The 23,898-nt window shown below is 35.0% G+C and carries 22 protein-coding genes; 15 read left to right on the top strand and 7 right to left on the bottom strand.

Annotated elements, in window-relative coordinates; translation table 11 throughout:
• Positions 1-8 precede the first annotated feature (8 nt).
• Complete coding sequence (locus tag PBT89_RS01115; RefSeq protein ID WP_270063024.1) at positions 9-911, top strand: histone deacetylase family protein; 903 nt, start codon at positions 9-11, stop codon at positions 909-911.
• Here the strand turns inward: PBT89_RS01115 and PBT89_RS01110 are convergent.
• Positions 908-1,198, bottom strand: a complete 291-nt coding sequence (locus PBT89_RS01110) for a DUF3861 domain-containing protein (RefSeq protein ID WP_270063023.1) — start codon at positions 1,196-1,198, stop codon at positions 908-910. The two genes, PBT89_RS01115 and PBT89_RS01110, sit on opposite strands and share 4 nt — an antisense overlap.
• Positions 1,199-1,366: 168 nt before the next feature.
• On the opposite strand from PBT89_RS01110, the gene PBT89_RS01105 reads away from it, so the two are divergent.
• Positions 1,367-1,621, top strand: coding sequence for a DUF4212 domain-containing protein (locus tag PBT89_RS01105; protein WP_270064286.1), 255 nt, complete (start codon positions 1,367-1,369; stop codon positions 1,619-1,621).
• Between the two features lie 47 nt (positions 1,622-1,668).
• Entirely contained in the window at positions 1,669-3,441 is a 1,773-nt protein-coding gene (locus PBT89_RS01100; protein ID WP_270063022.1) for a sodium:solute symporter family protein, read from the top strand.
• A 117-nt stretch (positions 3,442-3,558) separates the two neighbouring features.
• Here PBT89_RS01100 and PBT89_RS01095 read toward each other — a convergent pair whose 3' ends face one another.
• On the bottom strand, positions 3,559-3,891 hold the full coding sequence (locus tag PBT89_RS01095; RefSeq protein WP_270063021.1) for a single-stranded DNA-binding protein: 333 nt from the start codon (positions 3,889-3,891) through the stop codon (positions 3,559-3,561).
• A gap of 558 nt (positions 3,892-4,449) precedes the next feature.
• Here PBT89_RS01095 and PBT89_RS01090 point away from each other — a divergent pair.
• The 7 genes from PBT89_RS01090 (at position 4,450) to PBT89_RS01060 (ending at position 11,966) form a co-directional block, all read left to right on the top strand.
• Positions 4,450-5,493, top strand: coding sequence for a hypothetical protein (locus PBT89_RS01090; RefSeq protein WP_270063020.1), 1,044 nt, complete (start codon positions 4,450-4,452; stop codon positions 5,491-5,493).
• Between the two features lie 80 nt (positions 5,494-5,573).
• The gene (locus tag PBT89_RS01085; RefSeq protein ID WP_270063019.1) at positions 5,574-6,041 is read left to right on the top strand and encodes a TlpA family protein disulfide reductase; all 468 of its coding nucleotides are present in this window, start codon (positions 5,574-5,576) and stop codon (positions 6,039-6,041) included.
• A gap of 100 nt (positions 6,042-6,141) precedes the next feature.
• The gene (locus tag PBT89_RS01080; protein ID WP_270063018.1) at positions 6,142-7,785 is read left to right on the top strand and encodes a MutS-related protein; all 1,644 of its coding nucleotides are present in this window, start codon (positions 6,142-6,144) and stop codon (positions 7,783-7,785) included.
• 216 nt (positions 7,786-8,001) lie between these two features.
• Positions 8,002-10,170, top strand: a complete 2,169-nt coding sequence (locus PBT89_RS01075) for a S9 family peptidase (protein ID WP_270063017.1) — start codon at positions 8,002-8,004, stop codon at positions 10,168-10,170.
• Positions 10,171-10,513: 343 nt separating this feature from the next.
• Positions 10,514-10,978 (top strand): OsmC family protein, encoded by a 465-nt coding sequence (locus PBT89_RS01070; protein WP_270063016.1) that lies wholly within the window; start codon positions 10,514-10,516, stop codon positions 10,976-10,978.
• Positions 10,979-10,980: 2 nt separating this feature from the next.
• Positions 10,981-11,481: a hypothetical protein gene (locus tag PBT89_RS01065; RefSeq protein WP_270063015.1), complete on the top strand. Its 501-nt coding sequence runs from the start codon at positions 10,981-10,983 to the stop codon at positions 11,479-11,481.
• Positions 11,481-11,966, top strand: a complete 486-nt coding sequence (locus PBT89_RS01060; RefSeq protein WP_270063014.1) for a GyrI-like domain-containing protein — start codon at positions 11,481-11,483, stop codon at positions 11,964-11,966. Before PBT89_RS01065 ends, PBT89_RS01060 begins: the two co-directional genes overlap by 1 nt.
• A 34-nt stretch (positions 11,967-12,000) precedes the next feature.
• On the opposite strand, the gene PBT89_RS01055 is transcribed toward PBT89_RS01060, so the two are convergent.
• A complete protein-coding gene (locus tag PBT89_RS01055) occupies positions 12,001-12,945 on the bottom strand; it encodes a C1 family peptidase (RefSeq protein WP_270063013.1) in 945 nt (314 codons plus the stop codon).
• 197 nt (positions 12,946-13,142) lie between these two features.
• Between PBT89_RS01055 and PBT89_RS01050 the strand changes: the two genes are divergently transcribed.
• Positions 13,143-13,562 carry a DUF4174 domain-containing protein gene (locus PBT89_RS01050; RefSeq protein WP_270063012.1) on the top strand — a complete coding sequence of 140 codons (420 nt, stop codon included), beginning with the start codon at positions 13,143-13,145 and terminating at the stop codon, positions 13,560-13,562.
• A 331-nt stretch (positions 13,563-13,893) separates the two neighbouring features.
• A complete protein-coding gene (locus PBT89_RS01045; RefSeq protein ID WP_270063011.1) occupies positions 13,894-14,244 on the top strand; it encodes a DUF2116 family Zn-ribbon domain-containing protein in 351 nt (116 codons plus the stop codon).
• Here the strand turns inward: PBT89_RS01045 and PBT89_RS01040 are convergent.
• Positions 14,241-14,708, bottom strand: a complete 468-nt coding sequence (locus PBT89_RS01040) for a CBS domain-containing protein (protein ID WP_270063010.1) — start codon at positions 14,706-14,708, stop codon at positions 14,241-14,243. The two genes, PBT89_RS01045 and PBT89_RS01040, sit on opposite strands and share 4 nt — an antisense overlap.
• Positions 14,709-14,838: 130 nt before the next feature.
• On the opposite strand from PBT89_RS01040, the gene PBT89_RS01035 reads away from it, so the two are divergent.
• Both PBT89_RS01035 and PBT89_RS01030 read left to right on the top strand, forming a co-directional pair.
• Positions 14,839-17,151 carry a M20/M25/M40 family metallo-hydrolase gene (locus PBT89_RS01035; RefSeq protein WP_270063009.1) on the top strand — a complete coding sequence of 771 codons (2,313 nt, stop codon included), beginning with the start codon at positions 14,839-14,841 and terminating at the stop codon, positions 17,149-17,151.
• A 130-nt stretch (positions 17,152-17,281) separates the two neighbouring features.
• Positions 17,282-18,082 (top strand): NAD(P)H-binding protein, encoded by an 801-nt coding sequence (locus PBT89_RS01030; RefSeq protein ID WP_270063008.1) that lies wholly within the window; start codon positions 17,282-17,284, stop codon positions 18,080-18,082.
• A 128-nt stretch (positions 18,083-18,210) separates the two neighbouring features.
• On the opposite strand, the gene PBT89_RS01025 is transcribed toward PBT89_RS01030, so the two are convergent.
• From PBT89_RS01025 to mfd, 3 genes are all read right to left on the bottom strand, one after another.
• Positions 18,211-18,600: a RidA family protein gene (locus PBT89_RS01025; RefSeq protein ID WP_270063007.1), complete on the bottom strand. Its 390-nt coding sequence runs from the start codon at positions 18,598-18,600 to the stop codon at positions 18,211-18,213.
• Between the two features lie 110 nt (positions 18,601-18,710).
• Positions 18,711-19,274, bottom strand: a complete 564-nt coding sequence (locus PBT89_RS01020; RefSeq protein ID WP_270063006.1) for a Crp/Fnr family transcriptional regulator — start codon at positions 19,272-19,274, stop codon at positions 18,711-18,713.
• Positions 19,275-19,595: 321 nt separating this feature from the next.
• Complete coding sequence (gene mfd / locus PBT89_RS01015) at positions 19,596-22,973, bottom strand: transcription-repair coupling factor (RefSeq protein ID WP_270063005.1); 3,378 nt, start codon at positions 22,971-22,973, stop codon at positions 19,596-19,598.
• 293 nt (positions 22,974-23,266) lie between these two features.
• On the opposite strand from mfd, the gene PBT89_RS01010 reads away from it, so the two are divergent.
• Positions 23,267-23,665 carry a DoxX family protein gene (locus PBT89_RS01010; protein ID WP_270063004.1) on the top strand — a complete coding sequence of 133 codons (399 nt, stop codon included), beginning with the start codon at positions 23,267-23,269 and terminating at the stop codon, positions 23,663-23,665.
• The last annotated feature ends 233 nt before the right edge of the window (positions 23,666-23,898 follow it).

The raw sequence follows: 23,898 nt of genomic DNA, 5'->3' as shown, positions 1-23,898 counted from the left end.
AATACGCTATGCTCAAAATTGCCTTCCACCCTATTTATAAACATCCATTACCGGAAAACCATCGTTTCCCAATGGAAAAATATGAGTTGTTACCAAAACAGCTTTTACATGAAGGAACGTGTGGCGAACAGCATTTTTTTGAACCAAAATCGGCGAGCATTGAAGATATTTTGGCGGTACATACCAAAGAATATGTTGAGAATTTAACCAATCTTACCTTAGATAAAAGAGCGATTAGAAAAACGGGATTTCCGCTATCTCAGGAGCTTGTGGATCGTGAAATTATTATTGCTGGTGGAACAATTGAAGGTTGCCATTATGCGCTAGAAAACGGAATTGCCATGAATATTGCAGGTGGCACACACCATGCCTATAGCGATCATGGTGAAGCATTTTGTCTATTACACGACCAGGCCATTGCTGCGAGATATCTTCAGAAGAAAAAATTGGCTGAAAAAATACTGATTATTGATCTTGATGTGCATCAGGGAAACGGTACAGCTGAAATTTTTCAGAATGATGATTCAGTCTTTACATTTTCGATGCACGGGAAAGGAAATTATCCCTTCAGAAAAGAAATTTCAGATTTAGATATTGAAGTTCCCGATGGTTCACAAGACGAATATTATCTAAAAACTTTAAAGGACACGCTGCCCGGTCTTATTGAAAAAGTACAACCCGACTTTATCTTTTATCTATGCGGAGTGGACATATTGGAAACCGATAAATTAGGCCGACTATCTTGTTCTATCGCTGGCTGTAAAGAACGTGACCAATTTGTATTGCAAACCTGTCACGATCTAAAAATTCCCGTACAATGCAGTATGGGCGGTGGCTATTCTCCAGAAATAAAAATTATTATCGAGGCACACGCCAATACCTATCGCTTAGCGCAAAATATCTATTTTTAGCTTGCTTTCAATTTCTTCATGAATTTTGCGAATTCTGGTTTAAGCTCTTCAAATAAAGGATGATTTTTATTTTTAAGCATTACTTCGCTAAACAATTTTAATCCTAGTGCAAATTCGGTCGCTTCAGCTTCAGTTTCAAAAAGGTTTTTAGATTTTACAGCGTCTATAATTCCGAAGATCTCATCGTGATTTCCAAATTCAAATTCTATATTTTGATGCTTAACATCTTCTTTGAGAGTAGATACTGTCTCTAACTGAAGACGATATCTGTTGGCTTTCTTTTCCATTTTATTTTTATTGCAAAATTACCAAAATATGAATAGAGAAAGGTATAGCCATTACATAAAAGAAATAAACCCTTACAGCATAGGATACATAAATATTAATTAAAAGGTATTTTTCAAAAAATATATCATTTTTTTTATTAAATTTTAATAAAATTTATAATCACATCCATTTTGAAAAATAACGCAAAAAAATACTGGCGCGAAAACCTCAAATATCTGTTTATACTTTTAAGCGTATGGTTTATTGTTTCTTTCGGAGCAGGAATTTTGTTCAAAGATTTTCTAAATCAATTTAAACTTGGAGGCTTTAAGCTGGGATTTTGGTTTGCGCAGCAAGGATCTATTTATGTTTTCGTGATCCTCATTTTCGTATATATACGCTTAATGAATAAACTGGATAAAAAATATGGTTATGCTGAATGATCAAAAAATGTAACAATTCAACTCACTTTCTCTTAACATCTTAATTTATGGACGTTCAATTATGGACCTGGATTTTAGTCGGCATTAGTTTTACGCTATATTTTGGTATAGCAATTTGGGCCCGGGCTTCTTCAACTAAAGATTTTTATATCGCCGGTGGAGGCGTTTCTCCTTTAGCAAACGGAATGGCGACGGCAGCCGATTGGATGAGTGCCGCTTCATTTATCTCGATGGCCGGTCTTATTTCTTTTAGTGGTTACGATGGCTCGGTTTATCTTATGGGTTGGACGGGTGGTTATGTGCTTCTCGCACTTTTACTTGCACCCTATCTAAGAAAGTTTGGAAAATTTACAGTTCCAGATTTTATCGGGGACCGTTACTATTCTAACTCGGCTCGAACGATTGCCATTATTTGCGCTTTAATTGTTTCATTTACCTATGTGGCGGGGCAAATGCGGGGCGTAGGAATTGTGTTCTCTCAGTTTTTGCAGGTCGATATTACCAAAGGTGTTTTAATTGGTATGGCGGTTGTTCTTGTTTTTGCTTTTTTAGGCGGAATGAAGGGAATCACTTATACGCAGGTAGCGCAATATTGTGTGCTGATTTTTGCATTTATGGTTCCTGCCATTTTTATTTCGATACAAATGACGGGGAATCCTTTTCCGCAAATAGGTATGGGTGGACGCGTTGAAGATGGTACATTTCTTTTAGATAAATTAGATCAGTTACATACACAATTAGGTTTTAAAGAATATACTAGCGGTACAAAATCTACCTGGGATATTTTTGCCATTACTTTTGCGTTAATGGCAGGAACATCGGGGTTACCTCATGTTATAGTTCGGTTTTTTACGGTGCCAAAGGTGAAAGATGCACGAAAATCTGCCGGTTATGCTTTATTGCTAATCGCAATTTTGTACACCACGGCTCCGGCTGTTTCGGTTTTTGCCAGAACAAATTTAATTACCACAGTAAATGAAACTGCCTATACCGATTTGCCCGATTGGTTTAAAAACTGGGAAAATACGGGATTAATTTCATGGAGCGATAAAAATAATGATGGAAAGATCCAATATCGAAATTCAGATGCTGTAAACGGGAAACCTGTTTTTACTGAAGAAAGAGGTGAAAGTGGCGAACGAATTATTAGTAATCCCAGTACTGCTGAGAATGAATTATATGTAGATAAAGACATTATGGTATTGGCAAATCCAGAGATTGCTCAATTACCAAATTGGGTAATAGGCTTGGTTGCTGCCGGCGGATTGGCTGCTGCGCTATCTACCGCTGCAGGTTTGCTTTTAGTGATTTCGACATCGGTTTCTCATGATCTGGTTAAAAAGCAATTAAAACCAAACATCTCTGATAAGGGGGAACTTATGATCGCGAGAATTAGCATTTTAGTAGCTATTATAGTTGCAGGTTTCTTCGGAATTTATCCGCCTGGTTTTGTTGCAGCTGTCGTCGCATTAGCATTTGGCCTGGCTGCAGCTTCTTTCTTCCCGGCTATAGTATTAGGAATCTTTGATAAACGAATGAATCGCCAGGGAGCTGTAACCGGAATGATCGCCGGAATTAGTTTAATGCTTTTTTATATGATCAGGTTTAAAACAGGATTGATAGGGATTATGGACCCGCTTCCTGAAAGTGAATGGTGGTTTGGCACATCTCCAGAAGGTTTTGGTGTTGTTGCCATGCTGGTGAATTTTATCTTGGCTATCGTTATTTCACGACTTACTCCTGCTCCTCCAGAAAGTGTGCAGCAAATTGTTGAAGATATTAGAATCCCAAGTGGTGCCGGTGAAGCTCAAATGCATTAAGAATTTAAAATTTTGATGCATTATTTCAAAGTTTCGGTAGCCCTATAAATGAAAAATCTCCGTTTCCCTTTAACAAAAGAAACGGAGGTTTTTGATATTCTCGACCTCTAAACAAAGTTACTTTCCTAATAGAAGAATTTCATTGCAAATAACCTCAGTAATATATCTTTTATTGCCAGTTTTATCCTCGTAACTTCTACTAGTAAGTTTACCGTCCACAGCAATCTCTTTTCCCTTGGGCACATAATTTTCTACAATATCTGCTGTCTTTCCCCAGGCTACCAAATTATGCCATTGGGTTTCAGAAACTTTTTCTCCTTTGGCATTTTTGTAAAATTCGTTGGTTGCGATAGAGAATTTTGCCAGTTTTTTACCAGATTCTAAATTTACAATTTCGGGCTGTGTGCCTACGTGGCCAATCAATTTAACGCTGTTTCGTAAAGTACTCATAACAATAGAATTTAATTGTAATTGAAAATCATTAGTTCATTTCAACCCTGCAAACATAGATCAGTGCAAAAGCGTTATTCGTCTGGAAACTAATTGTTTTCGTATAAATTCGTTTGTAAACGATTGTAACCGTTTGAACGCAATAAAAATTCTCGAAAAATCTATAATATCAATCTGAATAATAGTCGCCAAAATATTCTGATTTTAAATATCGAATTTGAGATATACTTTGCGCTTTCTCATATCATCTTAGATTTTGTCTTAAGCATTATATTGCTTCTAGAATACAGGAAGGATATTTACCAATTTTTTATTCTGAATGGTGGTAGGTTTCATCAATCACAACCGACCTGAAAAACTACTTCAAATAATCTCAAATTAAAGTTTACTTCATTTAGTTTATGAAAAAGAGCAGGACATTTCTTCAAAAAATTATTTAAGCCGGGGTAAATTTTGATATCAGCCTCTTTAACAAAAAACAGAATTAAACAAAATCTATTAGAAATCGCATATTTTCAAACAAAAACACTAACTTTTAGATATAAAATAAATCTAAAAATGTCTTTCAAAAATTATCATTACCTCATCGTTTTAATCATAGTTTTTAGTACTTCCTGTAAAAATTCAGATAAAAATTTAACTGAAAGTGCTACCGTAGAAGAAGAGACAATTCCTACACTGCAATACAAACCAATCGATACAACTAACGCTAAAGCCATTTTAATTGGTAAAACAGATGCTCCCTATAACTTCAACTATTTTAATCTTTTAGTTCATACCGGTCTATTTAATGAAGTATCAAACATTAAAAAAGAAAATCTTGGCGATTCACTATATGTAGAATTTCAGAAGCTGAATAAACCTCAAATAATCGACCTTATAGCTTTTGAAGAAGGAGATTTACCTCCACTTTTTACGCGATTTCACATTACTCCCGGAGACAGTATTTTTATGGAAATTAAAAATCATAAAATCAGCTTTTCTGGTAAAAATGCGGCTCATTATAATTTCTTTCAGCAATTGAAAGAAACGGCAACCGGAAATTGGGGCGTTTTTAAGGGCAATTTTGATCAATATAAAACTGATAACAGTAAGTTTTATAATGAGAAAAAGAAAATACTCGAGGAGTATATAAAAGCGCATCCAGAAGTAAGCGAAGGTTTTAAAGAGCAAACGTATGCGACTTTAAAATATGAATATTTATTCCATTTAATTTACCCTAGAGATCATCAAGACAAAGCCGGGAATTATCAGGGATCTGATTTGGATGAAGTTATAAATAAAATGCAGTTTGGTGGAGAAATTTCTATGTTTGATGCGCAAAAATATTTTGACACCATAAATTTTGAAGATAATTTTAACAGGCCAGAATTATTGTATAATGATTACTTTAAGAGAAGTCTCCCAAAATATATCCATAGTGTATTTGCAAACGCTGAAGTTTCTGGATATTCCATCGATAATTTTATAAATGAACGTGATTTTATAAAAAATAAGCTTGATGACGATCTTGAACGTTTTGCTATTGCCAAACTTATTTACAATTATCACGAAGCCGGACTAGCCTTTGGACAAAAAGGAAAAACTTTAATTGAAGATTAATTAACGATTATCGAGACGACTTTTCTAAAAACGAAGATTACGTAAGCAAAATCAATGAAATTATCTTCGATCTAAACAGCATGGATAACAAATTAAGCGAAGAACTTCTCGATGAGAAATTGATCAACTTAAAAGGAGATTCCATAAAACTGAAGGATATTTTTAAAAATGATCCTTCAAAATTTAAATTAATAGATCATTGGGCAAGTTGGTGTGCCCCTTGTATTGCAGAAATACAAAAGTCTGATGAATACAATCCGATGCTAAAAGAAAATAATATTTCAAAAGTGTATATATCTGTCGACGAGGATCTGGAAAAATGGAAACACATGGTAAACCAGCTTGAAAATTACACCGATAAAGACCAACATTATCGTTTTGCTAACTTCAGAAAATCCGATTTGGCCCGTATTTTTCTTCAATTAGGTAAAACTAAAAACAGCTATTCTATCCCTAAGTACACTCTTATTAAAAACGATAGTATTATTCTTTCTACCAACTCCCCAAGACCTTCTAAACAGGAAGAATTTTTAAGCATATTAGATTAGCATATTCTATAAAACAAGCTAACCAACTCATTATTTACGGAATTATATTTTGGATAGGCCTGGTTTTGATTATTGCTTATCTTACAGCTAAATTTTTGTGATGCAGCTGTATTCCTATCTTGCCATACTTGGTATTGCGCTCTATTTAGTTTTTAGACTTTTAAAGAAAAGATCTGCAAGAAAACATTTTAAAGAACTTAAAAATAATTGGGCTAAAGCTAAAACCGAAAAATTTAATTTCGACCAGATTAAAAGCTTTTATGATTCCCAGCTTCTCGTAGGCGATTTTCATAAAATAAACGATCAAACAGCAAAAGACCTGGATTTCGAGGAGCTTTTTACCATTTTAGATCGAACCACATCTAAACCCGGACAACAATATTTTTACAATCATCTACGGAATATTAATTCTGAAAATCAATTAAGGCAATTTTCTACATTTTCAGATACCTTTTTAGAAAAAGAAAACGACCGACTAAAAATCCAGTCGCAATTATCCCAACTGAATCATTACAATGCCTACGATTTTGTTCGGTTAATTATAGACGAGCCTATGGAGCGCCCAAAATGGATTGTTTGGGTATTTATTCTTAGCTTCTTATCGATTTTTAGCCTTATTGGCGGTTTCTTTTATCCGGTTTTATTCCTAATCATGATTCCGGTTTTTATGACCAATATGGTTTTGCACTATCGCAATAAAAATAAGCTCAACTATTATCTAAATGCGGTTCATCAACTTAGTATCGCAATAAAAGTTGGTGATAAAATATCGAATTTCAGCAATATTAGCGCCTATTTTAAGGACTTATCTTTTCTAGGATCTGTCAAGAAAATTCAGTTTAAAACTTCGCTTATTGGCTTTGAGAATAAGATGAATGACGAATTTGCCTTTTTTGGATGGTTTTTCTTCGAGTTGCTCAAAATCACTTTCAATATTGAAATTCTATTATTTTTCAGTTTTCTCGAAGATATTCAGCATAAACGAAATGATATCGAAACGCTTTTTCGGTTTTTAGGCGAGATCGATTCGGCCATTGCTGTGGCTTCAATTAAAACCGAATTTCAAGATCGCGTTTGCCAGCCATTTTTCAGTAATAAAAAAGAGATTAGATTTAGCGAAATTCAGCATCCATTAATCAAAGACTGTGTTCCCAACGATTTAGAGCTTTTAGAAAAAAGCATGTTACTTACCGGAAGCAATATGTCTGGGAAAAGTACATTTATTAGAACGGTAGCCATTAATACGCTGCTGGCACAAACTATAAATATTTGTTTTGCTGAACATTTTACTGCCCCTTTTCTAAAACTATATTCTTCGATTAGAATTACCGATAATCTAAGTGAAAATACCAGTTATTATTTAGAAGAAGTTTTACAGATCAAAAAGCTTTTGGATAAATCGGAAGAAGAGGCGCCCAAATTGTTTGTTTTAGATGAAATTTTTAAAGGCACAAATACTGAAGAACGTATCGCTGCCGGGAAGTCTATTTTATCTTATCTTAATTGTGCGCAAAATATTGTGATGGTTTCTACCCACGATATCGAACTTACCGAAATGCTAACACAAAATGATTTTGAACTTTATCATTTTAGTGAAAACATTCATAATCAGACTTTAAATTTTGATCACAAATTAAAAGAAGGACCACTTAAAACCAAAAACGCGATAAAAATATTAGCGCTTTACGACTTCCCAAAACAGATAATTACTGAAGCTGAAATGTTAAAAAATAAATCGAATTAAACCTTTTAGCAAAAGCTTAGTCTAAGCTTAAGATTAACGACCCTGGCATTTCACTTTTTTGTCCTGAGATAAAAATTTAAAATCTACCCCTAACTATAGCCAGGGTTTTTAATCGCTTTTCAAACAACCACTTTCTTCAAATGATAATCCTAAAAATAGCTTCCTAGGAATCATTGAAAAATTCTTACTAAATTGAGCTCAAAAGCAAAACATACAATGAAAAAAACTTTCTTTCTACTGTATATCCTAGTGATTTCCTTTTCGGGTTTCGCACAACAACCCCAAAAGACATTAACCACTGAAGATTACCAACAGGCCGCAAAATTTCTTGGCTTCAATACGTATTCTTTAGTAGACAAAGATTATGTAAGCCCAAACTGGCTGGATAATGGCAGTTTTTGGTACGAAATTTCGGTTAATGGTGAGCAACAATTCGTTCTTGTAGATCCAAATAAAAAATCTAAAAAAACTTCAAATTCGCTTGAAGAATTACTTGGTAAAAAACCGGAAGAGAGACAAAGAAGGTCCTGGACAGAAGTAGCCTCTCCCGATGGTTCTAAAACAGTTTATCTAAAAGACTGGAATCTTTGGATGCGAGATAATGAATCTGGCGAGGAAACTCAACTTACAAAGGACGGAGAAAAAAACTATGGTTATGCGACCGATAATGCGGGTTGGAAACATAGTGACAAGCCAATCGTACTATGGAGTCCAGATTCTAAAAAGATCGCCACATTTAAACAAGATCAGCGACATGTAAGTGATATGTATTTGGTAGAAACCAAAGTTGGCGAGCCCGAACTTCAGGAATGGAAATATCCAATTCCGCAAGATTCAGCCATCATTAAAATCGAGCGGGTTATTATCGATACTGAAGATAACGAGATCACCAAACTTAACATTCCGGCAGATGCAAGACGTGGCACTCTTTGTGACGACATTGCCTGCGACGGCAGCTTTGGCGATAACGAATGGGCACCAGACTCTAAAACTTTAGCTTTTGCTTCGGTTTCGCGAGATCACAAAAAAGTTACGCTACGTGTTGCTAATGCTGAAACTGGCGAAGTAAGAGATATTTTTACTGAAGAAACAGCTACGCAATTCGAGTCTGGGCAGGGCACTATAAACTGGCATTATTTACCAGAATCTAAAGAAATCATTTGGTATTCTGAACGTGACGATTGGGGACATTTATACCTTTACGATCTTGAAAGCGGAAAATTAAAAAATCAAATTACAAAAGGAGATTTTGTAGTAACCAGCCTGCTTGAAGTAGACGAAGATAAAGAAATGTTGTACTTCTACGCCCAAGGAAAAGAAGACGGGCGTGATCCTTATTTTAGCCATTTTTATAGCATAAAATTTAACGGAAAAGGCCTAAAGCTTCTAACTCCAGAAAATGGAACACATATCGTTTCATTATCTCCAGATCATAAGTATTTTGTAGACAACTATTCGCAGCCAGACGTACCAAACGTTGCAGTGCTAAGAGATATTAAAGGTCGCAAAATCATGGATCTCGAAAAAGCCGATATTTCCCGTTTAGAAGCTATCGGCTGGCAGGCTCCTAAACCGATAAAAGTAAAATCTGCAGATAAAAAATGGGATTTGTACGGTTTAATGTTTACGCCTACACATCTAGATGAATCTAAAAAATACCCGGTAGTAAATTACATTTATCCAGGCCCGCAGGGTGGTGGTGTTGGCAGCCGTTCATTCTATCCAGCTCGTAGCGATCACCAGTCTTTAGCAGAGCTTGGTTTTATCGTGGTGGTAATCGATGGTAGTTGTAACCCGGGAAGATCTAAATCTTTCCATGATGCCTGCTACGGAAATATGGGAGATAATACTTTAGAAGATCAGATAAGCGGACTAAAACAATTAGCTGAAAAATATCCGTATATGGATCTAAATAAAGTAGGAATTTGGGGACACTCCGGCGGTGGTTTTGCTACTGCAGACGCGATGTTCTCTTATCCTGAATTCTACAAAGTTGGAATTTCTGAATCTGGAAACCACGATAACAGAAACTACGAAGATGATTGGGGAGAAAGATATATCGGTTTAATTGAAGAAACCGAAAACGGAAAGACCAACTACGAATTACAGGCCAATCAATATAATGCTGAAAATCTACAGGGAGATTTGTTAATTGCGCATGGAAATCTGGATGATAATGTACCTCCTTATAATTCGTATTTGGTGATCGATGCCTTAATTAAAGCCAATAAAGATTTCGACTTGATCATTTTCCCAAATGCACGCCACGGCTACGGAATGGATAGTTATTATATGACCAGAAGAAGATGGGATTACTTTGTTGAAAACCTTATGGGTGCCGAACATCCAAAAGAATTTAAAATTGAAATGCCAAGAAGAAGATAATTTCTCCTGAATATAAAAAATAGAAAAGCCGATAGATCTAAGATTTACCGGCTTTTTGTATTTTAGTCTTAAATATATCATCGCTAATTGCTTGACAAAAAATCCAATTCAGAATTTACATTCTCAATTCTAAAACTAAAAGTTCCATTTAGATATAAGTTTAATTGAATTTTAGTTATAATGAGATAGCGTCACCCTGAACTTGATTCAGGGTCTCATCCTGAAAGTACTTTTTTATAGATGGGTTTGAGATTTCGGATCAAGTCCTGAAATGGCAAGAATTTTAAATAGTACAAAAAATAGACAGTCAGCGAAAAAACTAAGCATCCAACTCATTCTTAAAATGAAAACCCATAACTACACCCTCAACCTCAACTGGATCGGCAACAAAGGCGTTGGCACCAAAACTTATAAAGATTACGAAAGAGAATATACCGTTAAAGCTGAAGGTAAAGATTTACTACAAGGTTCGGCAGATCCTGCTTTTTTAGGAAATCCCGAACTTTATAATCCTGAAGAACTTCTGCTCGCCTCTATCGCTTCATGTCACATGCTTTGGTATCTTCATCTTTGCGCCAGCAACAAAATTGTAGTGCTAGATTACCAGGATCAACCAACCGGAAAAATGATCGAAAACAAAGATGGTAGTGGAAAATTTACTGAAGTCACACTTTACCCACAAATAACGCTGGCCAATAAAACAATGTTAGAAAAAGCAGAAAATCTACATAACGAAGCCAATAAATTCTGTTTTATCGCAAATTCATGTAACTTTCCAATTCGGCATGCAGCAACTTATCATTTTTAATTATGGAAATTAAAGTCATCAATCAGCGTAAAATTCAGCTAATAGAAAATCACAAAGTGATCCTGGAATTACAATATGGAAAATGGTGGTCTAATAATGCCGAATTTCGATATCTAGGAAAACAATTTGAAATTAAAGCAAAAGGCTTTTGGCAAAACAATTTTATAATTACCGAAAATCGTCGTGAAATTGGAATGATTAAATTAAATTATAAACAAGATTCCATAATTAACCTAAAGTCTAAAGATAAGTCAGATAAGCAATTACACTTCGCTCAGGAAAGTATTTGGCATTCTAAATTTATGGTACAGTCTAGTGGAAATGATATCCTACGGATTCATGCAAAAAATAATTGGAAGAAATTTCATCCAGATTTTTCATTAAAAATCGAAAATGATGATACTTCGGTAGATCTAAATCTAGTTACCGCTATAAGTATTTATTTAATAAATAATCGCTTAAAATCTGCCGCGGCAGGAGCCTCAATTGCAGCCGTTTCATAATGAAAGAACTAAATCCAAAAATCTATAAAACCGAAGGATTTTCTTTGATCGGAATTTCTACGGAAATGTCTTTCGCTGAAAATAAAACTGGCGAATTATGGCAAAAATTTATACCGCTTAAAATGTCGATTTTAGGTAAAAAACAAGTCGATTTATTTTCTGTTGAAGTGTATAAAGACCTTTCGTTTTTCTCGAACTTTAATCCCACCCTAAGCTTTACAAAATGGGCTGCGATTAAAAATGAAGACCTGGAAAAAATACCTTCAGCACTTGAAATTTTAGAAATTCCAGTAGGAAAATATGCTATTTTTAATTACAAAGGAAGCAGTAGTAAAGCCCCGCAATTTTATCAGCGTATTTTTCAGCAATGGTTACCAACTTCAAAATTCAGGCTGGACAACAGACCGCATCTTGCGATTATGGGAGAAAAATATAAGAACAACGATCCAACTTCCGAAGAAGAAATATGGATCCCCATTCAATAAATTTCAGTTTAAATTATTTCAGTAATAAAAAAGTTTAAAATACAGGGTTAACCTCGGTTACAGCATCGTAAGCAATATAGGCGTTATTAATCACTCTAAAATTAGCGCTTTGATCACTCACATTTTCGAAAGCCGCATAATCGATCCAAACAAAACCATCTGAGCCCCAGCTTTCTCCCCAGGAATTCACTACTTTAAAAGCATTATATTCATCTGAATATCCTACAACCAGCATCGCGTGGCAATCGCCGGTATCATAATCTACCACATGTTCACGATATGCCGCAAAGCCAAAATTATCTGTTTTTCCAAATTCTGAAGAAAGGTACGCGCCAATCACAATGGGTTGTTGCATGGTAAGTAAAGTTTTCATTTCGGCAAGCATATTTTCGCCACTTAAACTTTTAAATTCTGAAATTCTTGCCGCCGCCGCCGCCACAATCTGTTCGTCGGTTGGCTGCTCTGAACATCCACTATCATCATAAGGAAAAAGTGCTAACGAGCTTACCCCTTGTTCTCGTACCAAATCTAAGGTTGCTGCAATGCTGGTACCACCACATTCTCCCATAGTTAACTGATTATAGGTAAATGACGGACTAAATATTGTTGCTGCGGAATAAGCTTCCCCATTTTCTAAAAACTCCTGAAAAGATTTTAAATAATAGCTTACTGCCCATGAAGAACACGAGCCTAACTGCCCCTGATCGCCTACCGGCGGAAGCATTTCAGACAGATCATATTCTTCAGGAATATCTTCTGGAATTTCGAGATTTTCTAAAATCGTACCTGTGGCAGTATAGTTACCGGTTCCCGTGCATTCTAAACCAGTGGAAAAAACCTCGCCATCTTCAGTAATAAATTGATTATCATCTATGGGATCTGTAATCGCTTCCTGCCTTTCTAAATTATCATCCATATCCTGGTAACAGGAAAGAAAAGTAAAGGGAATGGCAAACAATAAAAGTTGTAGTTTTTTCATCTTATAAATTTCAAGACCTAATTTTTCAAATACCTCAAATTTTAAACCATTTTTAATTCGTCAGAAATTTTCGAAGAAAACTTCACAGGGTTAAATAAAATTAAATTCCTGAAATTACAATTCTAAAAATAGTTAAATAAAGCACTCTTTAACAAGTAATTAAAAGTTACTGTAAAATATCTGTTCTAAATTGACGTATGAAAAAAGTTTTAATCGCAATACTTAGCTTTATGGCACTAGGAAATATGAATGCACAGGATAAAACTGAGCACCAATGGAAAAATAGATTGATTTTAATACTAACAGATTCTAAAGAAGATAATGATTTTAGACAACAATTGGGTGAGTTTAAAAACAGGGAAGCAGCTTTAGAAGACCGAAAGATTATTGTCTACCAAGTAACACCAAAACATTATGCCACCGGAATTAGCGATAAACCAGATTGGAAAGAAGGTGAAAATTTTTATGAGAAGTTCAAGAAATCTGATAAATCTTTTGAAATTATTTTAATTGGCCTGGATGGTGGCACTAAAATGAGAAAAGAAGAATTTACGCCGGCTGAAGAAATATTCGAAAAGATAGATAATATGCCCATGAGAAAAGCAGAGATGAACTGAGTACAAACAACTATTTATCGCACTAAATTCAAAATACTCCTTGCAGGAGTATTTTTTTATAAGTTTTTTTACGTAATTTGATCATATCCAAAAACTTATCTTTTAAAATTTAAGAATTTGGAGCACAAAAAATTTTTCGAAATGATAAATTTATTCTGATAGCTTTTAAATCAAGCTGTTTTTACTTTAAACGAATTAACCATTCTTCCTTCCCCGGGATGAGCTCGTTAGAAATAGAATAATTGATTATAGCAACTTCAGGAACAAGCTACCCCAACTGTACTTAAATCGCTAAGGCCATTTAAATTATTAATATTCAATGTCGTAAAACATGGATAAGCATTGTCTAGAATGTGGTGAAAAACTTATAGGTAGAGTAGATAAAAAATTCTGTAGTGATTATTGCAGGAATTCGTATCACAACAAACTTAATAAGGATAGTAAAAACCTGATGCGCAATATCAATAATATTTTACGCAAAAATTATAGGATTTTAGAGAAACTGAACCCGGAAGAAAAAACAAAAACCAGCAAAACAAAATTGCTGGCTGAAGGTTTCAATTTTCAATATTTCACCAGTATATATACTACCCAGGCGGGGAAAACGTATTATTTTATATACAATCAGGGGTATTTACCTTTAGATAACGAGGAGTATTATGCACTGGTTAAACGAAATTAGCAATGCCAGTTTTGTGCTCTTAATTTTAAAGCTGCACAAAGCACATCTTTTCTACTAATCATACCAATCAATTTTCCGTTTTCTACTACCGGAAATCTTCTGTAACTATTATTGAAGAAGAGCTGCGCACAATCAAAAATGCTTATGTTTTTATCAATTACTGCAACATCGGTGCTCATATAATTTTCTATCTTCATATCGCCAATCGGCATATTGAAATAGCGGCTTTCTGAAATTTGTTTCATACAATCTGCGTCTGAAATTATTCCAATTAGCTCATATCGATCGTTAACCACCGGTGCACCAGAAATTTTGTTTTTAAGCAATGCTTCCATTACTTCTGCTACATATTGTTCTTTTTTAAATGTGATTAAAGTGGTAGTCATATAATCCCCTACCATAATCGGCGCACTCTCTATTTTTACCGGTGCAGCGCGCTTTCCCTGAAAACTTTTAATTCCCATAATTGTAAGATTTTGATTACTAATTACTTAAATATAATGAATTTTGATATATTTTTAAAGTATTACAAATTATCAGGTTAATTTTTAGAAGTATAGTATCTTTATTTTTTCTGAAATTAAATGCCTATTAATGTCTAAAAATCTCCAAGCTTTAATTGCCTTACTCCTTATAAGTTTTTGCTGTTGGTTAAGTTATCATAGCCTTAAACCATCAAGCATTCCAGAAGATGTTCCAGAGAACAAATTTTCTGTTAATCGAGCATTCCAACACGTAGAAAAAATTGGGGAATCTGCTCATTATTTAGGAAGCGCTGCACATAGTTCAGTTAGAAATTATATTGTAAATCAATTACAAAACTTAGGCCTTGAAGTACAAACACAAGAAGATTTTGTATTAAATGAAAATGCTGTTCTTAGCCGACCACAAAACATTTTAACCCGAATAAAAGGTAGCGGAAATGGTAATGCATTAGTTTTAATGACCCATTACGATAGCCAACCGCATTCTTCGCACGGTGCTAGTGATGCCGGCAGCGGCGTCGCAACAATCCTAGAGGGTATTCGAGCTTTTATTGCTGAAGGAAATACTCCTAAAAACGACATTATCATCTTATTTACCGATGCTGAAGAAATTGGTCTTATGGGAGCCGAGCTTTTTACCAGAGCACATCCATGGGCAAAAGATGCCAAGCTTGCTTTAAATTTTGAAGCGCGTGGTAGCGGTGGCAGTTCTTTTATGCTTCTGGAAACCAATGCTGGGAACGCAAAGCTCATCAATGCATTTAAGGATGCTAAAGTGCCGTTTCCTACTACAAATTCGCTTGCTTATAGCGTTTACAAACTTTTACCTAATGATACCGATCTTACGATTCTTAGAGAATTTGGAAATATCAACGGCTTCAATTTTGCATTTATTGGGGATCATTTCGATTATCATACCGCTAACGACGTTCCTAAAAATCTAGATTTAGAAACTCTGGCGCACCAGGGCGATTATCTAATGCCTCTACTCTATTATTTTCAGGATATAGATCTCGATAAATTAACTTCAGATCAAGATCTATTATATTTCAATCTACCATTTGGCCAATTTATCACTTATCCTTTTGCCTGGATTATCCCAATGCTCATCCTGGCTTTGGTATTATTTTTCGCTGTGGTCGTATTCGGAATATTTAAAAAGCAGCTAAGCGTTAAGGCGATATTTAAAGGTTTTGTACCATATTTTTTAAGCTTAATTTTAGGCGGACTTTTAGTATTTGGACTTTGGAAATTCTGTCTTTATATCTACCCTGAATATTCAGAAATGCTCCATGGCTTTACTTACAATGGTTACAGCTATATCACTGCAGCCGTTCTTTTGAGTCTTACTGTTGTGTTTTTTGTTTATCATAAATTTTATACTGAAGATAAAACAGCTTCACAATTTGTCGCTCCTTTGTTTTTCTGGATACTCTTTTGTGCTTTACTCGCTTTTGGTTTAAAAGGCGCTGCTTACTTTATAATTCCCGCATATTTTGGAATCATACAATTGTTTTTGATGATCCGCTTAAAACAACCCAACCTTATTTTAAATACTGTTTTAAGCTTACCGGCATTATTTATTTTATTTCCGTTCATTCAAATGTTTCCGGTGGCTCTGGGTCCAAAAATGCTCTTTTTGGCAAGTATTTTAAGCATTTTATTATTCAGTTTATTTTTACCAGTTTTTGGCTATTTCAGTAAAAAAGATCTACTTGCCGTATTGGTGTTTATTGGCTTCAATATAGCTATGTTTTATGCTCATTTTACTTCAGAATTTACTTCAGAAAAACCTAAGCCCAATAGTTTGGTATATTTATTTGATGCCGATGAAGATAAAGCCAACTGGTTTTCTTACGACTCGATGCCTGATGAATGGACCACGCAGTATTTTGGTAAAGAACCGGTAAGCTTAACCAATATTGAAGCGAAATTCAGCAGCAAATATAATTCTGGCTTTACCTGGAGAAACGATGCGCCAAAGATCGATATTGAATCACCGGGAATTGTACTTCAGAAAATAGATAGCACAACTAACGAATTTCAATATTCATTAAAAATAGCGCCAAATCGAGATGCAAAACGCTTAGAAATTTATACTGAAAAATTAACTGATTTCAACGAATTTGAAGTTAATGGACATACTCCTGAAAATGTAAAACTTGGTGAAGAAGAATTCAATATGTTTACACGCAGATGGAGAAACCGATTGCTGAGCTATTATATTTCGAGCAAAGATACACTTAGAATGAATTTTAGTTTGGACAAATCGAAATCGACCGAATTCATTTTATATGAATCTAGCTACGATCTTTTGGAAAATACAGAACTAAATGTACCAAAACGTTCTGAAAACATGATCCCAAAACCTTTTGTGCTAAATGATGCGGTGATTTATAAAAAGAGAATTGTTGTGGAGTAGTTAAAATTGAGACAAGAGACAAGAGACAATAGACAAGATGTTTAAGAAAGTTAAATAATATAGACATATGGTAAATAGTCTTTTTTCTATTATCTAACAGCGAAGCGGTCTCTAATCTAAAAATAAAATTATGCAAATTTCAATATTAGGATGTGGTTGGTTAGGTCTTCCACTGGCAAAAAAATTAGTAGAAGATGGTTATTCTTTAAAAGGATCGACCACCACTCAAGTAAAAATGAAGAAATTATCTGATGCCGGGATTACGCCTTATCATCTCGAGCTTTATGAAAACGGTGTGCAGGGTGATATTCAATCTTTTTTATCGGGATCTGAAATTCTTCTAATCGATATTCCGCCTGGATTGCGAAAAAATCCTGAAATTAACTTCACTTCTAAAATCACCAATATTATTTCAAATATTGAATATTCAGGTATCCAAAAAGTGATCTTTGTAAGTTCTACAAGTGTTTTTGAAGATCAAGATAATTTCCCGGAATATACGGAAGAATCTAAAACTAATGGAACATCTAAAGCCGCAAAACAACTAATCGACTGCGAAAATGCTTTGCGTAATAATCAAAATTTTTCAACCAGTGTGATAAGGTTTGGAGGATTAATTAGCCAGGACCGCCATCCGGTAACAATGCTCTCTGGAAGAAGCGGAATTAAAAATGGGGCTGCTCCCGCAAATCTTATTCAACGGGACGATTGTATTGCTTTAATTTCACAAATTATCAAAAATGATGAATTTGGAATTGTTTTTAACGCAGCATATCCAGAACACCCTAAAAAGGCGCACTATTACACCAAAGAAGCACATTCCAGAAATATAAAAGCTCCTGAATATGACCAAAATCAATCTTCTAAAGGGAAAATAATTTCTTCTGTAAATTTAGAAAAGATTGGATTTGAGTTTGAACATGAGATATGATATATGAGATTTGAGATATGAGATTTGAGATGTGAGATGTGAGATGTGAGATGTGAGATTTTAGTATTGAGAAGTTATAAAAAAACCTCACAGGTTTTAAAAACCTGTGAGGTTTGATTTTACTACCATTATTTAACTACAGTAGCTTCAAATTCTACTTTTAAGCTTTCAAAAAGGCTTTTAACTTCCAGCACGCTTGATGCTTGTTGCAAATTATGCTTTTTCGCCCAGCGCTGAAAAACACCAAAATTTTCAAAAAATGATGCTGAAGAAGTGGTATAAATATTCAGCCGAACAATATTTTTACATTCATATTGTGCTTCTTTAATGACCTTTTCTAAATTTTCCAGTGCCTGAATCATTTGGTGCTCCATATTTTCATTGCTAGAAACACCTTGATCATCTATTGCGGTTTGTCCTGAAACATACAGTGTACCGCTTACTTTTTTAACCTCTGCCGCCTGTACATAACTTCGGGCATCCTGCCATTGCCAGGGATTAATCGTTCGCTTTTCCATTTTACTTGCATTTTTGCTGCTCCTGCAGCGATTTATAGCAATGCAAATATCCCGGGAATGCCCGTCAATCTGTGTGACTTAAATCACAACTATATAAATAAGGATAAATTTTAATGCTGAAGTCTGCTTAAAGTTTCTCTGGAAACTCCCAAATAAGAAGCTAAAAGTGTTTTAAAAACCCGCTGAAATAAAGCTGGATGTTGCTCGAGTAATTGCTGATATTTTTCCTGAGCATTTAAGCTAAGTAAGGATATCATTCTATTTTGTGCAGCAATATGACCAGAATTTGATTTTTCAAGAAAAAAATAAGCCATTTTGGATATTTTAGCGATAAGTTTTTGATAGTTCTCCAAACTAAGCGCGTACACCTTGGTATCTTCAAGGCACTGCAAGGACATTTTCGCTTTGGATTTTGTGAAGTAAGCTGAAAAATCACTTTCCCACCAGTTTTCCGTCGCAAAAGAAACAATATGCTCCTTCCCGCTTTCATCCTGATAGATCAATTTTAAAAGTCCGGAAACTATAAAATAGCAATCCTGAACATATTCTCCCTGCCGAATAAGGACATCTTTCTTTTTATATTCTTCAAATGAGAAATATGATGCTATTAGCCTAGATTCTTCATCGCTAAGCGATATATTTTCTTCAATATGTCTTCTTAGTTTTTCTTTCATTTTCTAGACTAGACTTTTTTATTAATCTTGAAATATGCTCAGACTGTAAATCGAATTATCACATTATTCTTATTCAATTAAAAAAACCTCAACATCCAAGATAACTATCTGAATAATGAAGTTTAAATCTTTTTCAGCTTTAATTATATTGTAAGTCCGCTATATCATAATATGTAAATTTTCGTCACCCTGAACTTGATTCAGGGTTTCATCCTAAGCAGCATGAAATGCTGAATCAAGTTCAGCATGACGGGCAGTTTTAACAGAAACTTTAGAAATGAAAATATTAAGTTGACAGAAACCGAGCAATCAACTAATAATTTAAGCTTCCACCTCAGCGGTTTTCTTTCTAAAATCTAATGGCTGTAATGCTTTTAAAGCTTTTTCTATAGAATTGATTTTTTCAAAAGTCAGCAGCAAACGTAAACCGTTTCTGGTTTTCTTTTCTTTCATCTTACAACTGTTAGGATGCGATTGCACATACTGCAAGACTTTGGTGAAATTAGCGGTTTGATAGAAACGTGATTCCTGATCGGCAATAAAATAGCCTATCAGTTTATTTTGCTTCATAATAATACGTTCTAAACCAATTTTAGAAGCGATCCATTTGATGCGGACACTATTTAATAAATCTACCGCAGAAACCGGTAATTCACCAAAACGATCGACTAATTCGGCTTCAAATTTTTCTAATTCTTCTTCGGTTTTTAATTCGTTTAGCTTTGTATATAAATTCAGGCGTTCTGCAATGTTATTGATGTAATCATCCGGAAACAGAATTTCAAAATCAGTATCGATCTGGGTGTCTTTTACAAAGTCCTTATCTTCAATATCTTCTTCATTATACAGCTCTTTAAATTCATTTTCCTTCAGTTCATCAATCGCTTCCGCAAGAATTTTCTGATAGGTATCAAAACCAATTTCGTTGATAAATCCGCTTTGTTCACCACCCAATAAATCTCCGGCACCACGAATTTCTAAATCTTTCATTGCAATATTGAATCCGCTTCCCAATTCAGAAAATTGCTCTAGAGCCGTCATTCGTTTACGCGCTTCTTCGGTCATTGCAGAATATGGTGGCGTGATAAAATAACAGAAAGCTTTTTTATTGCTTCGTCCTACCCGACCACGCATTTGATGGAGATCAGACAATCCGAAATTATTCGCGTTATTAATAAAAATAGTATTCGCGTTGGTTACATCCAATCCACTTTCAATAATTGTAGTCGACACCAGCACATCAAATTCGCCATTAATAAAACTCAGCATTAATTTCTCCAGCTTCTTCCCTTCCATTTGTCCGTGGCCTATTCCCACTTTCGCATCGGGCACTAAACGCTGAATCATCCCGGCAACTTCTTTGATGTTTTCAATGCGATTATGAATAAAGAATACCTGTCCGCCACGCTGAATTTCATATAAAACCGCATCTCGAATAGTTTCTTCGGAAAAGCGAATTACGTTCGATTCGATTGGATAACGGTTTGGCGGAGGCGTGGTAATGGTCGATAAATCACGTGCTGCCATCAAGCTAAACTGAAGCGTACGCGGAATTGGCGTTGCTGTAAGCGTTAAGGTATCTACATTTTCTTTGATCGTTTTCAGCTTATCTTTTACCGATACACCAAATTTCTGCTCTTCATCAACGATCAGTAATCCAAGATCTTTAAATTTAACCGACTTGTTGACTAATTGATGCGTCCCAATAATAATATCTACTGTTCCTTTTTCAAGATCGGCTAGCGTTTCCCGGCGTTCTTTGGCGGTTCTAAACCTGTTGAGATAATCGACTGTTACTGGTAAATCCTTTAATCGCTCCGAAAAAGTTTGATGATGCTGAAACGCTAAAATTGTTGTGGGCACTAAAACCGCAACTTGCTTGCCATTATCTACCGCTTTAAAAGCGGCACGAATTGCTACTTCGGTCTTTCCGAAACCAACATCCCCACAAACCAATCGGTCCATTGGGCGTTCGTTTTCCATATCTTTTTTCACTGCTTCGGTGGCCGTACTTTGGTCTGGCGTATCTTCATATAAAAAAGAAGCTTCCAGCTCGTGTTGCAAATACGAATCGGGACCATACGCAAAACCTTTCTGCAAACGGCGTTTTGCGTATAATTCAATTAAATTATAAGCAATATGTTTAACACGAGCTTTGGTCTTTTTCTTCAGGTTTTTCCAAGCATTACTACCCAGTTTAAAGATCTTCGGCTCCTTCCCGTCTTTTCCGTTGTATTTTGAAATTTTATGTAGCGAGTGAATACTCAAATACAGGATATCACGTTCGCCATAAATCAGTTTTATCGCTTCCTGTTTTTTACCTTCAACATCTATTTTTTGAAGCCCCCCAAATTTCCCAATTCCGTGATCGATATGCGTCACATAATCGCCAACGGTAAGATTAGTCAGTTCTTTTAGCGTTATCGCTTGCTTTTTAGCATAACCGTTTTTTAAGCTGAATTTATGGTAACGCTCAAAAATCTGATGATCGGTATAACAGACATTCTTTGACTGCTCATCAATAAATCCTTGAAATAAAGAAAGCACTACCGTTTTATAGTGTACCTCTTGTTCCTGATCTTTAAAAATATCGTGGAAACGTTTCGCCTGTTGTTCGCTTCCGCAGAAAATATAATTGGTATAGCCTTTTTCCTGATTTTCGATTAAATTGGTAATCAATAAATCGAATTGTTTGTTGAAAGAAGGTTGCGGTGTTATAAAAAAGACAATCTCTTTTTTCGGCTTCAGAAAAGCTTGATTACTAAGCTCAGCTACCGAAAAATCGAGAATTTGTTTATTGATTAAGGAAGATGTACAAAAAAGCTCCTTGGGTTCGCTTTGTTTTATTTCTCCGGAAAGTTTTTGAAAAGCGTCTTCAGCTTTCTCAAAAAGTTTATCCATCTGTGCTGAAAAAAGATCGAGATTTTTTACGAAAATCAAGGTGTCTTCAGCAATATATTTTAAGAAGCTTTCTCTTACCTCATCGAGTTTCTTATTCTCGACATTCGGCATAATCGAAATCTTATTTACCTTATCGGTAGAAAGCTGCGTTTCTACATCGAAACTCCGAATACTATCGACTTCATCCCCAAAAAATTCGATTCGGTACGGCTCGTCATTACTAAACGAAAATACATCGATAATTCCACCACGCACTGAAAATTCGCCCGGTTCTGTTACAAAATCTACACGTTTGAACTTGTATTCAAACAAGACTTCGTTTACAAAATCGATCGAAAGTTCATCGTTGATTTTAATTTTCAGGGTACTTCTATCAAGTTCTTTCCGCGTAACCACTTTTTCAAAAAGCGCATCTGGATAGGTGACGATCACCGCCGGTTTTTTACGCGAATTAATTCGGTTTAAGACCTCGGCACGTAAAAGCACATTGGCATTATCTGTTTCTTCAATCTGATACGGCCTTCGGTAGCTGCCCGGATAGAACAACACCTTGTCTTCTCCAATTAACTGTTCTAAATCATTTAAATGATATGCAGCTTCTTCTTTATCATTTAAAATCAGTAAAAAAGGACGTTGAGCTTCTTTAAAAGCATTGGCCACCACAAAAGAAAGTGCGGAGCCTACAAGACCTTTTAGATGAATTTTATCGGTATTTTTTTCAGAAACGGCAATAGCGTCCCGCAATTCCTGCTGTTGCGGGGATTGTGCAAAACTTTGGGCGATTGTAGATGTACTCATTGCTGCAAAGATAATTGCTGTAGGAAAGCTTCACAACTGACTATGAATTTTTTAACATTGATTTTAAGTCATAAGTATTGAGTGGTCAGTAGATAGTCTAAATATCGTTTAAAATTCAAAGATGGTTTTATTATACTGCCTATTTCTAGCTCAATATCTATTGCCTTTTCTCTATATTCTATTTTCTACTATCTAATTACGAATATCGCACCGATCTAAAATCTAACTAGATATTTTACAATTTTCATAACAGCGATTCCGTCACAAAGAATGTAATTTCAAAAAAAATTATAATGTCTAACCATCAACTCGCTTTTTTACTGGCCAGAATCACATTGGGAATTAATTTTTTCCTACACGGTTTTGTAAGAATACCTAAATTGGAAGCTTTTGCCAACGGAATCATACAGGGTTTTGAAGGTAAAATGCTTCCTTTGTCTTTAGTTGAAATTTTTGCTTACGCGATTCCTTTTATAGAAGTTATCTTAGGTGTGCTTATCATTTTTGGAATTGCCAGCAAAAAAAGCCTAACAGCAACGGCCATTTTTATAATAATGCTCATCACAGGCTGTGCATTTAAAGAAGATTGGAGTGCGATAGGAACACAAATGCTTTACGCGCTATTTATTTTTTTTCTTATAAAAAATCTGAAATATGAAGTTTGGGCGGTGAAGAAAAGTAGTGGTGAGTAGTTAGAAGTGAGACGTTAGATATTAGAAAATAGAGTATAGAAAAAAGATAAGAGAAACTAGAGCATAGAAAAGATAATATTGAAACAGGAGATAAGACAGTGTTCAAAACGGCAGTTGACTGTTTCTAAATTCGGAAATAAAATTAAGCATTTCGTTAATTTTCAAATAATTAAATCATCTATATTCTAACAGCGTAGCGGTCTAAGCTCTAATTTCTAAATAAAAAAAATAAA

This window comes from Zunongwangia sp. HRR-M8, assembly GCF_027594405.1.
Taxonomy (GTDB): domain Bacteria; phylum Bacteroidota; class Bacteroidia; order Flavobacteriales; family Flavobacteriaceae; genus Zunongwangia.
This window is presented reverse-complemented; position numbering and strand designations above follow the sequence as displayed.